The sequence below is a fragment of the Micromonospora sp. HUAS YX12 genome (genome assembly GCF_040215685.1).
GTDB lineage: Bacteria > Actinomycetota > Actinomycetes > Mycobacteriales > Micromonosporaceae > Micromonospora > Micromonospora tulbaghiae.
The window spans coordinates 2344655-2357754 of record NZ_CP157974.1 but is presented as its reverse complement, the minus strand read 5'-3'; the positions used below and the strand labels follow the sequence as shown (position 1 = coordinate 2357754).

The following is a 13100-nucleotide window of genomic DNA, read 5'->3' as shown; positions in this document are numbered from 1 at the left end:
CTCATGACTGAAAGTTGGCTGGATGTTGCTGTGCGCACGCTGAAGCGGTCGCCCATCCGGGCAGGAACCGGTCAGCGCGCCGCCACGTCCAGCACGAACTGCGGTGCGAAACCGATCACCACCGCCGCGGCGGTGGCCACGCCGAGCACCAGCACCACGGTCCGCGCGGGCCGGACCGTCGCCGCGCCGGCGGGCGTCGCGTAGAGCGACGCGGTGACCCGCAGGTAGTAGGCCAGGCCGATCACCGCGTTCAGCGCCACCACGAGCGCCAGCCATCCCGCGTGCCCGGCCAGCAGCGCGCGTACCACTGTCACCTTGGCGAACAGCCCGGCCAGGCCCGGCGGCAGCCCGGCCAGCCCGATCAGCGCCAGCGCGAACGCGCCGCCCACCCAGGGGTGCCGCCGCGCCGCGCCGCGCAGGTCGGCGAGCGGGCCGCCGTCGCCGTCCGCCGGGCGCAACGCCACCACCGCGGCGAACGCGGCCAGCTCCAGCAGCACGAAGAAGATCGCGTACGCGACGGCTGCCGCGTACGCGCCCGCCCGCGCGTCGCCGGTGCGGCCCGCGGTCAGCGCCAGCGCGCCCAGCGGTGCCAGGATGTACCCCGCCTGGGCCACCGACGACCACGCGAGCAACCGCACGGTACGCCGCTGGCGCAGCGCCACCAGGTTGCCGACGGTCATGGTCAGCACCGCCAGCGCTGCCAGCACCGGCCCGGTCAGGTCACCCGGCAGCGCCCGCTGCACCACCGCCAGCAGCGCCACCACGCCACCGAGCTTCGAGGCGGTCGACAGGTACGCGGCCACCGGCAGCGGCGCGCCGTCGTACGTGGCAGGGGCCCAGGCGTGGAACGGCACCGCGGCGACCTTGAACGCCAGCCCGGCCACCACCAGCGCCACCGCGACGCCTGTCAGCGGCAGATCGGTCAGGTCGTCGCGGGCGGCCAGGGTGGCGCCGAGCCGGTCCAGGTGCAGCGTGCCGGTGACCGCGTAGAGCAGCGCCGCGCCGAGCAGCGTCACGGTGGTGGCGACCACGCTCACCACGAAGAACGTCACCGCCGCCTCGGCACCGGCGAGGCTGTCCCGGCGCAGGCCGACCAGCACGTACAGCGGCAGCGTCAGCGTCTCCAGCGCCACGATCAGCGTGATCAGGTCACCGGCGGCGCCGAGCACCACGCCGCCGGTCATCGCGCAGGCGAGCAGGAAGCAGTACTCGCCGACCGGGGTACGCCCGGCGCGCAGCAGCGGGCCGGACAGCGCCAGCACGCCGAGCGTGAGCAGCGCGATCACGGCCCCGACCACTGCGGCCCGCCCGCCCCACATCCAGGAGCAGTCGTCGCCGACGCAGAACGTGCGCCGGGTGCCGGCCGCGCCGACGAGCGCCGCGCCGGCAGCCGTACCGGTCGCGCCGAGCGCCGCCACGGCGACGGTGGCGGCGGGACGCGCCACCAGCAGGTCGACCAGGAGCACCAGCACGGCGGTGCCGGCGGCCAGGTACGCGGGCAGCATCGCCACGTTGTCGACGGTCTGCACCAGGCTCATGGGACGACCCCCAGCAGCGCCTCCACCGGACCGGAGGCGTACGACAGCACGAGCGCCGGGGCCAGGCCGACCGCGAGCGCGAGCAGCACCAGCGGCGCCCAGGCGGTCAGCTCCGCCCCGGCCAGCCCGGGTGCGAGCCCCGCCACCGCCGGGCTGGGCCGCCCGTGCGTGACCCGGCGCAGCAGCCGCAGGAAGTACGCGGCGGTGAGCGCCCCGCCCAGCGCGGCGAGCACGGCGAGCGTCAGCCAGAGCGGGCCGCCCCGCTGCACGGCGGCGACCACGGCGAACGCCTCACCCCAGAACCCGGCCAGGCCGGGCAGGCCCAGCGAGGCCACAGCCGCGAACCCGAGCAGCCCGGCCAGCCGGGGCGCGGTCTCCCGCAACCCGGACAGGTCGGCCAGCGAGCCGGTGTGCGCACGGTCCTTGACCGCGCCGGCCAGGAAGAACAGCAGGGCGGTGATGACGCCGTGGGCGATGTTGCCGATCAGCGCGGCCTGGATTCCGGTGGCGGTGAGCGTGGCGACGCCGAGCAGCACGAAGCCCATGTGCCCCACGCTGGAGTACGCGATCAGCCGCTTCAGGTCGTCCTGCGCCAGGCAGACCAGGCCACCGACCAGGATCGCGGCGACGGCGAGCACGCCGAGCACCGGCGCGGCCCAGCGGGCACCCTCCGGGGCCACGCCCACCGCGACCCGGATCAGCCCGTACGTGCCCATCTTGAGCAGCACCCCGGCGAGGATCACGCTGCCGACGGTGGGCGCCTGGGTGTGCGCGTCGGGCAGCCAGGAGTGCAGCGGCCAGAGCGGACTCTTCACCGCGAACGCCAGCGCCAGCAGCGTGAACGCGGCGAGCTGGGTGCCCCGGGACAGCCCGGCGCCGCCGGTGAGCGTGACCAGGTCGGCGGTGCCCGCGGCGGCCACCACCACGTAGACGCCGACGAGCAGCAGCACCGAGCCGAACAGCGTGTAGAGCGCGAACTTGCGGGCCGCGCGTCGCCGGTCCGTGCCGCCCCAGCCGGCGATCACCGCGTACATCGGCAGCAGGACGACCTCGAAGAACAGGAAGAACAGCACCAGGTCGAGCGCAAGGAACGTGCCGAGGATGCCCACCTCGACCACCAGCAGCAGCGCCACGAGCGCCCGCCCGCTGCCGCCGCCGGACGGCACCCGCCACAGCGTGTACGCGCAGCAGAGCAGCGTGAGCAGCGCAGTCAGCACCACCAGCGGCCAGGAGATCCCGTCCACGCCGAGGTGGAAGCGCAGGTCGAGCCCGGGCACCCACGGCAGGTCGACCTGGTGCCACGGCTGCACCGCCGGGCGCGGCCCGTACCCGAACCAGCCGTGGTCGCCGCCGACCAGCGGCAGCGTCGCCAGCAGCGTCAGCGCGGCGGCGACGGTGCCGGCCACCCGGCCGGCCCGGTCACCCGGCACGGCGGCGGTGGCCAGCGCGCCGAGCGCCGGGACCGCGACCACGGCGACCAGCAGGACCTGCCCGAACGTCATGAGGTCACTCCGATCAGCGCGACCGCGAGGCCGATCAGCAGCGCGCCGGCCAGCACGCCGGCCGCCGCGCGCGGCAGCGCCGCCCGGTGCAGCGCGGCCAGGCCGCCGCCCACCTCGACCGCCGCCCGGCCGCTGCCCTCGACCAGCCCGTCCACGCCCAGTTCGTCACCGGTACGCACGACCCGCGCCAGCGCGCCCGCCGGGCGTACGACCAGGGTGTGCTGCACGTCGTCGAGCCGGAACGCCCGGGCGAAGACCGGCCGCAGCGGACCCAGGAAGCGGGCCGGGTCGGCGGCCGGATCGCGGCGCCAGCCGGCCCAGGCGACGCCCGCGCCGACGAGCAGCAGCAGGAACGGCAGGATCAGGTTCGGCGCGAGGTGCACCAGCTCGACCGCCTCGCCGGTGTCGTCGCCGGGCACCCGCAGCCGGTCGGCGAACCAGGGCGCGAACGCGGCCAGGCCGAGCAGCGCGGCCGGGACCGTGAGCAGCAGCACCGGCCGGCGCAGCAGCGCGGGCGGGTCGTGCGGGCGCAGCAGCGGCGTGCGGGTCGCGCCGAGGAAGGTGCGCAGCAGCAGGCGGGTCGCGTACCAGGCGGTCACCGCCACCCCGGCCAGCCCGGCCAGCCAGACCAGCCAGCCCACCCAGGCGGGCGTCGGCCCGGCGCCGTCGAGCGCGGCCGCCTCGGCGGCGGCGAGCACGCCGTCCTTGCTCCAGAAACCCGAGAGCGGGGGTACGCCGGCGAGCGCGCCCAGGCCGACCACCATGCACCAGAACGTCACCGGCATGGGAGTACGCAGGCCGCCCATCCGGGACATCAGCGTGGTGCCGACGGCGTGGATCACCGCACCGGCGGCGAGGAACAGCAGCGCCTTGAACGCGGCGTGGGTGAGCAGGTGGAACAGCGCGGCGGCGGGCGCGCCGACCGCGAGTGCGCCGGTCATGTAGCCGATCTGGGACACGGTCGACCAGGCGAGCACCCGCTTGATGTCGTCCTGCGCGGTGGCGGCGAACGCGCCGAGCAGCATCGTGACCGCGGCCATCACGCCGAGCACGGCGAGCGCGGCCGGGGCGCGCTCGAACAGCGGGAACAGCCGGGCCACCGCGTACACCCCGGCCGCGACCATGGTGGCGGCGTGGATCAGCGCGGACACCGGCGTGGGACCGGCCATCGCGTCCGGTAGCCAGGTGTGCAGCGGGAACTGGGCGCTCTTGCCCGCCACGCCGGCGAGCAGCAGCAGGCAGGCGGCGGTGAGCGTGCCGGTGCCGTAGTCGTGGGCCAGTACGTCGGCGATCCGGAAGCTGCCCGCGCCCACGCCCAGCAGCGCGATGCCGAGCAGGAAGCCGACGTCACCCACGCGGGTGACCAGGAACGCCTTCACCGCCGCGCCGGGTGCCTCGGGCAGCCGCCGGTCGTGGGCGATGAGCAGGTACGAGCAGACGCCCATCACCTCCCACCCGACCAGCAGCATGATCAGGTCGCCGGACACCACCACCGTGAGCATGGCGGCGGTGAAGAGGCTGAGCTGGGCCGCGTACGGCGGGTACCGGTGGTCGACGTCCACGTCGTCGTGCGGGCCCCGGCGCAGGTAGCCGATCGAGTAGACCTGGACGGCCAGCGCCACAGCCGCCACAGCGGTGGCGACGAGCACCGCCACGCCGTCCAGCCGCAGGCCCAGCGTGACCCGCAGCCCGCCCAGGTCGATCCAGGTGGTGGACGCCTCGACCGGGGCGTCCACGCGGACCAGCAGCGCCAGCGCGGCCAGCAGCGACACGGCCGCCCCGGCCACGCCCAGCGCGACAGCCGACCGCCGGGCCGACGCCCGGTCCTGGCGCGGGGCGGGCGGCAGCAGCAGGCCGAGCAGCCCGGCGACGAGCGGCGCGGCCGGCAGCACCGCCGCGAGCCACAGCGTCGGCGTGCTCACCGGACCGCTCCTTCCGCATCCGGCCGCCCGGACGTCGGGCCCGCCGCCACCGCCGGCGCCGGCTCGGCCAGCGGTACGTCGTCGACCGTGACGCTGGCGCGCAGCCGGTAGAGCTGGAGCACGATGGCGAGCCCGACGCCGATCTCGGCGGCGGCGAGCACGATCACGAACAGCGCGAACACCTGCCCGGAGTGCGGCAGCACGGCCTTGACGGTGGTGTCGGCGGTGACCAGCACCAGGTTCACCGCGTTGAGCATCAGCTCCACCGCCATCAGCACCAGGACGGCGTTGCGGCGGCGCAGCACGCCGTACACGCCGAGGCCGAACAGCAGCGCGGCGGTGACGTACGGGATGACCGGCCTCACCGGCGTCCGCCCTCGTCGGCGGCCGGGCGGCCGATGTCGGGGCGGGAGAGCACGATCGCGCCGACCAGCGCGGCCAGCAGCAGCACCGACAGCACCTCGAACGGCAGCACCCAGGAGCGGAACACCTGCTCGCCGAGGCGTTCGGCGGTGCCCGCGGCGGGCAGGTCCACCCGGGACCAGCGGAACGCGTCGATCAGCAGCACGGCCAGGCCCAGGCCGCTGCCGCCACCCACGAGCGCGGCGGCCCAGCCCGGCCGGTCCAGGTCGTCCGACGGGCCGATCGGCGCGCGGGTCAGCATCACCGCGAACAACAGCAGCACCACCACCGCGCCCACGTAGATGAGCACCTGCACCCAGGCCACCAGCTCGGCGGTCAGCACCAGGTAGTCACCCGCGAGCGCGCCCAGGCACACCACCAGCCACAACCCGGCCCGGACCAGATGACGGGTGGCGACCACCAGCGCACCCGCGCCCACCGCCACCGCGCCCAGCGCCAGCAGCAGGACGTCCGCACCGGTCATGAGGCAGCGCCTCCGCCCGGATCGGTGGGGGCGTCGGGGCGTACCCGGGAAGGAGCCGGACGGGCCGACGGACCCGCCGCCTTCCGGGCGGCGGTGGTCTCCTCCTTGGAGGGGTCGCCGAGCGGGTCGTGGGCCGGCGGCGGCGGCACGGTGGCCATCCACTCGCCCAGGTGGTCCTTGTCGTGCAGCAGATCCTTGATGTCGTACTCGGCGTACTCGAACTCGGGCGACCAGTAGAGCGCGTCGAACGGGCAGACCTCGACGCAGATGCCGCAGTACATGCAGAGCGAGAAGTCGATGTCGAACTTGTCGAGCACGTTGCGCTGGCGGGGGCGGGCGGCGCCGGGCACCGCCACCTCCTCCTTGTGCGAGTCGATGTAGATGCACCAGTCCGGGCACTCGCGGGCGCAGAGCATGCAGACCGTGCAGTTCTCCTCCAGCAGCGCGATCACGCCGCGGGACCGGGGCGGCAGCTCGGGCTCGACGTCCGGGTACTGCTGGGTGGTCGAGCGGCGGGTCATCGTCTTCAACGTGACCGCCAGGCCCTTCACCAGGCCCCCGCCGGGCACTCCACCGTGCTCGCTCATGCCGCCCATCCTGCCCTGTGGCCCGGGCGCGCGCGACCACCCCCCGACTCTTGGCGGCGGTATCGTGAGCGCGGGGAGAACGACGCACCGGGAAGGGCTCACCGATGACCGCCGCGCTGGAGAGCGACTACCCCCCCGAGGGCGGGTGGACGACAGACGATCTGGACGCGCTGCCGGAGGACGGTCGCCGCCGCGAACTGCTCGATGGAGTGCTGCTCATGTCCCCCTCCCCCACCCGCATGCACCAGAGCATCGCGATGCTGCTCGGCGTCGCGCTCGACGAGGACTGCCCCGACGGGTACGACGTGACCCAGGGGGTGGAGGTGCGCATCAACCGCACCCGCTCCTTCATCCCGGACGTCCTGGTCACGACCTCGGCTGCCGCCGCGCGCGAGCCGTCCCGGTACGAGCCGCACGAGGTGGCGCTCGCCGTGGAGATCGTCTCGCCCAGCACCCGGTCCATCGACCGGGTGCTCAAGCCGGCCCTCTACGCGCAGGCCGGGATCCCGTTCCACTGGCGGATCGAGATCGAGGACGAGGACATCGTCGTCTACACCTACAAGATCGATCCGGTACACGAGGTCTACACGGAGACCGGCCGGTGGACGAAGTTCGTCGACACCGGTGAGCCGTTCCCGGTGAACCTGCCGATCAGCCGGATCACGCCTCGCCGGGTGTGAGCGGGGGCAGCATCTCCACGCCGAGCTGCTGGAGCACCTGGAACAGCTCGTTGACGCTCCACACGTCCACGATCCGGCCCTCGTCGTCGAAGCGCAGGAACGTCGCGCCCGAGTAGCTGACCACGCGGCCGGTCGGCGGCACCGGGCCGAACTGGCCGGCCTGGGTGCCGGCGGCCCGCCAGCGCACCGCGACCCGCGTACCGGTCGCCACCACCTCGACGATCTTGTAGCGCAGGTCGGGGAACGACGCCCGCCGGTCCCGGTGCCAGGCCAGCATCGCCGCCGGGCCGGTGCCACCGAGCCCCGGGCAGTCCGGTGCCACCAGCTCGTACGCGCTCTCCTCGCGCCCCGCGTTCCACACGTCGGCGACGAAACGCCGGGCTGCCGCCTCCACATCGGTCACGGCGGGCAGCCTATGCCCCTCTCCGGGGCGCTCGCCCTGCCGGTCTCCGGGGCGCTCGCCCTGCCGGGAGCCGCCGGAGCGACCATGATGGGAGCGAAGAGCGAACTCGGAGGTGGGTGTGGGCAGCGACGACCTGGACCGGACCGGCGGCAAGTACGTGGAGCCGGGTGGCGAGTTCACCCGGGACCAGCGCTACATCGCCACCCGGATCACCGCCGACGGGCGGGACGGGTGGCCGGTGGAGCCGGGCCGCTACCGGCTGGCGGTCAGCCGGGCCTGCCCGTGGGCGAACCGGCTGATCATCGTCCGGCGCCTGCTCGGGCTGGAGGACGCCATCTCGATGGCCGTGGCCGGGCCCACCCACGACAAGCGGAGCTGGACGTTCGACCTGGACCCGGACGGCAAGGATCCGGTGCTGGGCATCGAGCGGCTGGCCGACGCGTACTTCGCCCGCTTCCCCGGCTACGAGCGCGGCATCACCGTCCCGGCGCTCGTCGACGTGCCCACCGGGCAGGTGGTGACGAACGACTACGCCCAGATGAGCCTGGACCTGTCGACCGAGTGGACGGCGTACCACCGCCCGGGCACGCCGGACCTCTACCCGGAGCCACTGCGCGGCGAGATCGACGAGGTCAACGCGGTCGTCTTCGCGGACGTCAACAACGGCGTCTACCGGTGCGGCTTCGCCGGCAGCCAGGAGGCGTACGACAAGGCGTACCACCGGCTGTTCGACCGGCTGGACTGGCTGAGCGAGCGGCTGGCCGGTCAGCGGTACCTGGTCGGCGACACGATCACCGAGGCGGACGTGCGGCTGTTCACCACGCTCGTCCGCTTCGACCCGGTCTACCACGGGCACTTCAAGTGCAACCGGCAGAAGCTCAGCGAGATGCCGGTGCTGTGGGCGTACGCCCGGGACCTGTTCCAGACTCCCGGCTTCGGCGACACCATCGACTTCGACCACATCAAGCGGCACTACTACGAGGTCCACCGGGACATCAACCCGACGGGCATCGTGCCGCTCGGCCCCGACCTGAGCAACTGGCTGACCCCGCACGGGCGGGAGGAGCTGGGCGGCCGCCCCTTCGGAGACGGCACCCCACCCCCGCCCCCACCCGAGCCCGAGCGCGTAGACCCGGCCCACACCCCCGTGCCCTGACCCACCCCCGCCGCCCCCTCCCCCGCAGGGCGGGCTAGAGGGCCAGGCGGACTGCGGCGGTCAGGACCAGCTGGGCCAGGGCCAGGGGGACCAGGACCAGCCAGCAGAGGCGCTGGAGCTGGTCCTCGCGCAACCTCGGATAGCTCACCCGCAGCCAGATGATCACGAAGGCGACGGCGAAGACCTTGAGCAGCGTCCACAGCCAGCCGAGCTGCGCGTCGGCGAACGGCCCCTGCCAGCCGCCGAGGAACAGCACCGTGGTCAGCGCCGCGATCACCACGATGCCCACGTACTCGGCGAGCAGGAAGAACGCGAACCGCAGGCCGGTGTACTCGGTCATGTAGCCGAAGACCAGCTCGGAATCGGCCACCGGCATGTCGAACGGCGGACGGCGGATCTCCGCCAGCCCGGCCACGAAGAAGATCACCATGGCCGGCGCCTGCCACAGCAGCCACCACGGCTGCCACGCCTCCACGATGCCCGGCAGGCTGAGCGTGCCCGCCGCCATCGCCACCGAGGCGGCGGCCAGCACCAGCGGCAGCTCGTACCCGAGCAGCTGGGCCGCGCCGCGCAGCCCACCGAGCAGGCTGTACTTGTTCGCCGACGCCCACGCGGACATGAGCACGGCCAGCACGCCGACGCCCACCACGGCGAGCACGAAGAACAGGCCGATGTCCAGCGGCTGGGCGACCAGGTCACCCGGGCCGAGCGGGATGACGAGCAGCACGAGCAGGTACGGCACCAGAGCCACCGCGGGCGCCAGCCGGAACACCGGCCGGTCCGCGTCACGCGGGGTGACGTCCTCCTTCTGCACGAACTTGATCCCGTCGGCGACCAGTTGCGCCCAGCCGTGGAAGCCGCCCGCGTACATCGGGCCCAGCCGGCCCTGCATGTGCGCCATCACCTTGTGCTCGGCCTGACCCACGATCAGCGGCAGCGTGAGGAACGCGACGAGCACGCCTGCCACGCGCAGGACCAGCTCCAACCAGTCCGGCATCAGTTCTCCCCCGCCGCGTCGGGCTCCGGCTCCTGGCGGGGCGGACCGGTCGGCCGTTCCCCCGGCAGCGGCCGGCCCAGCGGACCGGCCTCACCGGCCGCCGACGTAGCGGCGGACCCCGGCCCGGCCTCGCCGGAAGCGGGCGGCTCCGGAGCCTCCCCGGCAGCCGGCCGCGCCGCACCCTCCCCGGCGGCCGGCCGCGCCGGCCCCCCGCCGGGAGCAGCAGGCCGCGCGGGACGCTCGCCAGGAGCTGGCCGCGCCGGACGCTCCCCGGAAGCTGGCCGCGCCGGGCGCTCGCGGGCCGGGCGCGCCGGCGTACCCCCTCGGGGGCCCTCACCGGCGCCGGCCGCACCGGCCGGCGTGGGCGTCGTGCCCCACTCCCCCGGCGCGGGCACGCCCGGCGGCCGGACGGGCCGGCGGCCGCCGCCCGCCTCCGACTCGCCCGGTTCCTTCGCGCCGGGCCACGGCTTGGCGACCCGGGAGGCGAGGACGAACTCCTTGCGCAGCGGGTGCCCCTCGAACTCCGGCGGCAGCAGCAGCGGTCGCAGCTCGCCGTGGCCGGCGAAGTCGATGCCGAACATCTCGTGCGTCTCGCGCTCGTGCCACGCGGCGCCGGGGAACAGGTCGACCACCGACGCGACCACCGGCGTGTCCCGAGGCACCCGGGTGCGCAGCAGCAGCCCGTGCCGGTGGCGGACCGACCAGAGGTGCAGCACCACGTCGAAGCCGTCGGCCAGCTCGTCCACCGCCGACAGCCAGTCCAGGAAATCAAGACCCAGCTCGGCGTCGTCGCGCGCCGCGCGCACCGCGTCCGCCCAGCTCGCCGGGGGTACGTCGACGGTGGCGCGGGCGTACCCCTGACCGCCGGAGACGGACGCGGTGGCCTCGACGGGCGCGAGCAGCGCGACCACTCGCCGGCCGACCTCTTCCGGAGTCATGCGCTGATCCTATGGCCGACGGCTGCGGACCGGGTCGGGCCGCCCGTGCCGGGATCGCCGCTTTGCCGGGCGGGCGGCGGCAGCACGCGGAAAGATGAGGTCCGTGCGCGCTGTGACTGTGACCCCCGGTGTCCCGGATTCGCTGCGACTCGTCGAGGACTGGCCCGAGCCGCCGCCCGAGGAGGGCGCGATCCTGGTCGAGGCGCTGGCGGTGGGTGTCTGCGGCACCGACCACGAGATCGTCGCCGGCGAGTACGGCGAAGCGCCGCCGGGCCAGGAGCGGCTGGTGCTCGGCCACGAGTCGCTGGGCCGCGTGCTGGACGACCCGACCGGCACGTTGCACACCGGCGACCTGGTGGCCGGCGTGGTCCGCCACCCCGATCCGGTGCCCTGCGCGAACTGCGCGGTGGACGAGTGGGACATGTGCCGCAACGGGCAGTACACCGAGCACGGCATCAAGGCGCTGCCCGGTTTCGCCCGGGAACGCTGGCGGTTGCAGCCCAAGTTCGCCGTCGGCCTGGACCCGGCGCTCGCGTCGGTGGGCGTGCTGCTGGAGCCGACGAGCGTGGTGGCGAAGGCGTGGGACCACATCGAGCGGATCGGCCGCCGGGCCGAGTGGCAACCGATGACGGTGCTGGTCACCGGCGCCGGGCCGATCGGGCTGCTGGCCGCGCTGCTGGGCAGCCAGCGGGGGTTGTCGGTGCACGTGCTGGACCGCAACACCACCGGGCCGAAGCCGGAACTGGTCCGGGCGCTCGGGGCGACGTACCACACGGTGACGGTGCCCGAGCTGGACATGAAGCCCGACGTGGTGATCGAGTGCACCGGCGCGCCCACCGTGGTGCTGGACGCCATGTGCAAGGCCGCGCCGACCGGCATCGTCTGCCTGACCGGTGTGTCCAGCGGCGGCCGGACCATAGACTTCGACGCCGGGGCGCTCAACCGGGAGCTGGTGCTGGAGAACAACGTGGTGTTCGGCTCGGTGAACGCCGGCCGGCGGCACTGGGAGATGGCCGCCGAGGCGCTCGCCCAGGCCGAACAGTCGTGGCTGACGTCGCTGATCACCCGCCGGGTGCCGCTGTCGAACTACCGCGAGGCGTACGCGTCGGCCGGCGATGACATCAAGGCGGTGCTGGACTTCACGCAGTGAGCGCGGCGCCCGGCCCTCTCAGATGCCGGGTAGGCGGCCGTTGCGGAACAGGTCCACGAAGAGCTGGTGGTCCTCGCGCGCCCGGATCCCGTACCGGTGCCCGAAGTCGACCAGGTAGTCGACGAACGCCTCCGGGCCGGCGTCGACGACCGCGACGATCGCCTCCTCGGTGGAGTAGTCGACCAGGTCGTGGCTGGACTCGTCGTCGGCGACCGAGTGCATCCGGGCCACCGCCCGGCCCAGGTCGGTGAGCACGCCTGCGAGTTCCTCCGGCTCGTTCACGTCGGCCCAGTCCAGGTCCGCCGCGTACGGGGACACCTCGGCCACGAGCTGCCCGACGCCGTCCAGCTCGGTGAAGCCCAGCCACGGGTCGGCGTGCGCCTGCAACGCGCGCTGCGACTCGGCGGTGCGGTGCCCCTGGTGCCGGAAGTACGACCGGACGCGCTCGTCGTCGATGTACCGCGCCACGGCCGGCACCTGCGCCTGCTTCATGTAGATGACGACGTCGTTCTCCAGCGCCTGGGTGTGCCCCTCCAGCAGCAGGTTGTACGACGGCAGCCCGGCCGACCCGATGCCGACGCCCTTGCGCAGCACCACGTCCTTGATGGCCGCGGCGACCGGGCGCTTCCGGGTGGTCGAGTCCGGCAGCGTGTGCAGGTAGTCGGCGAACGCCGCGCAGACCTTCTCCCGCGTGGCGTCGGCGATCTCGTGCACGCCGTCGCCGAGGGAGAACCGGCGCTCGTAGTTGTCGATCGTGGTCTGCGCGGCGAGCAGGTCCACCCGGGTGTTGAGCCGCGCCTGCTGGAGCACCCGGCGCAGCACGCCGTCGGCGTTGTCGAGCGTGATCGAGCCGATCGCGTCGTCCCCGCCCGCGGCGATGGCCCGCAGTTCGGCCAGGTACGACCGGGCGAAACCGGTCACCAGCTCGCCGATCACCCGGTCGGAGAGCGCCTTGGCGTAGCCGAGCAGCGCCACGCTGGCGGCGAAGCGCTTCAGATCCCAGGTGAACGGCCCGACGTACGCCTCGTCGAAGTCGTTGACGTTGAACACGAGCTGCCCGGAGGCGTTCATGTAGGTGCCGAAGTTCTCGGCGTGCAGGTCACCGTGGATCCACACCCGGCTGGTCCGCTCGTCGAGGAACCGGTCGCTGCCGAAGTCGCCGCGCTGGTCGGCGTAGAACAGCGCGGCGCTGCCCCGGTAGAAGGCGAACGGTGACGCCGCCATCTTGCGGAACTTGCGGCGGAACGCCGCCGGGTCGGTCGCCATGGACGCGCCGAACTCCTCGGTCAGCACGTCGATGATGAATGCGGAGCGCTCCTCCGCGAGGTCGGTCATGAGCCG

General features: G+C 74.0%; 12 protein-coding genes and 1 pseudogene. 3 read left to right on the top strand and 10 right to left on the bottom strand.

The genetic code is table 11. The annotated features are described in order from the left end of the window. Nucleotides 1-71: 71 nt before the first annotated feature. From ABIH81_RS11510 to ABIH81_RS11485, 6 genes are read right to left on the bottom strand one after another with little or no spacing between them, the layout of a single operon-like run. The gene (locus ABIH81_RS11510; protein ID WP_349880268.1) at nt 72-1538 is read right to left on the bottom strand and encodes an NADH-quinone oxidoreductase subunit N; all 1467 of its coding nucleotides are present in this window, start codon (nt 1536-1538) and stop codon (nt 72-74) included. After that, nucleotides 1535-3040: an NADH-quinone oxidoreductase subunit M gene (locus tag ABIH81_RS11505; protein ID WP_349880267.1), complete on the bottom strand. Its 1506-nt coding sequence runs from the start codon at nt 3038-3040 to the stop codon at nt 1535-1537. Before ABIH81_RS11505 ends, ABIH81_RS11510 begins: the two co-directional genes overlap by 4 nt. Beyond that, nucleotides 3037-4962, bottom strand: coding sequence for an NADH-quinone oxidoreductase subunit L (locus ABIH81_RS11500; protein ID WP_349880266.1), 1926 nt, complete (start codon nt 4960-4962; stop codon nt 3037-3039). The genes ABIH81_RS11505 and ABIH81_RS11500 overlap by 4 nt, the downstream gene beginning before the upstream one ends. Then, complete coding sequence (nuoK, locus tag ABIH81_RS11495) at nt 4959-5327, bottom strand: NADH-quinone oxidoreductase subunit NuoK (RefSeq protein ID WP_349880265.1); 369 nt, start codon at nt 5325-5327, stop codon at nt 4959-4961. The genes ABIH81_RS11500 and nuoK overlap by 4 nt, the downstream gene beginning before the upstream one ends. Next, nucleotides 5324-5848 (bottom strand): NADH-quinone oxidoreductase subunit J, encoded by a 525-nt coding sequence (locus ABIH81_RS11490; protein ID WP_349880264.1) that lies wholly within the window; start codon nt 5846-5848, stop codon nt 5324-5326. Before ABIH81_RS11490 ends, nuoK begins: the two co-directional genes overlap by 4 nt. Continuing rightward, entirely contained in the window at nt 5845-6435 is a 591-nt protein-coding gene (locus ABIH81_RS11485) for an NADH-quinone oxidoreductase subunit I (RefSeq protein WP_349880263.1), read from the bottom strand. The genes ABIH81_RS11490 and ABIH81_RS11485 overlap by 4 nt, the downstream gene beginning before the upstream one ends. Before the next feature lie 104 nt (nt 6436-6539). Between ABIH81_RS11485 and ABIH81_RS11480 the strand changes: the two genes are divergently transcribed. Next, on the top strand, nt 6540-7115 hold the full coding sequence (locus ABIH81_RS11480) for a Uma2 family endonuclease (protein WP_349880262.1): 576 nt from the start codon (nt 6540-6542) through the stop codon (nt 7113-7115). On the opposite strand, the gene ABIH81_RS11475 is transcribed toward ABIH81_RS11480, so the two are convergent. Further along, nucleotides 7096-7518 (bottom strand): ester cyclase, encoded by a 423-nt coding sequence (locus tag ABIH81_RS11475; RefSeq protein WP_349880261.1) that lies wholly within the window; start codon nt 7516-7518, stop codon nt 7096-7098. The two genes, ABIH81_RS11480 and ABIH81_RS11475, sit on opposite strands and share 20 nt — an antisense overlap. Before the next feature lie 118 nt (nt 7519-7636). On the opposite strand from ABIH81_RS11475, the gene ABIH81_RS11470 reads away from it, so the two are divergent. Further along, nucleotides 7637-8674 carry a glutathione S-transferase C-terminal domain-containing protein gene (locus tag ABIH81_RS11470; protein ID WP_349880260.1) on the top strand — a complete coding sequence of 346 codons (1038 nt, stop codon included), beginning with the start codon at nt 7637-7639 and terminating at the stop codon, nt 8672-8674. Nucleotides 8675-8708: 34 nt separating this feature from the next. Here ABIH81_RS11470 and nuoH read toward each other — a convergent pair whose 3' ends face one another. Both nuoH and ABIH81_RS11460 read right to left on the bottom strand, forming a co-directional pair. Next, nucleotides 8709-9671: an NADH-quinone oxidoreductase subunit NuoH gene (gene nuoH, locus ABIH81_RS11465; protein ID WP_013288672.1), complete on the bottom strand. Its 963-nt coding sequence runs from the start codon at nt 9669-9671 to the stop codon at nt 8709-8711. Between the two features lie 371 nt (nt 9672-10042). Then, a pseudogene (locus tag ABIH81_RS11460) lies at nt 10043-10609 on the bottom strand (NADH-quinone oxidoreductase subunit C); the annotation flags it as partial. Nucleotides 10610-10712: 103 nt separating this feature from the next. Between ABIH81_RS11460 and ABIH81_RS11455 the strand changes: the two are divergent. Next, nucleotides 10713-11759 carry a glucose 1-dehydrogenase gene (locus ABIH81_RS11455; RefSeq protein WP_349880259.1) on the top strand — a complete coding sequence of 349 codons (1047 nt, stop codon included), beginning with the start codon at nt 10713-10715 and terminating at the stop codon, nt 11757-11759. A gap of 18 nt (nt 11760-11777) precedes the next feature. On the opposite strand, the gene ABIH81_RS11450 is transcribed toward ABIH81_RS11455, so the two are convergent. Beyond that, entirely contained in the window at nt 11778-13094 is a 1317-nt protein-coding gene (locus ABIH81_RS11450; protein WP_349880258.1) for a DUF2252 domain-containing protein, read from the bottom strand. Nucleotides 13095-13100 lie beyond the last annotated feature (6 nt).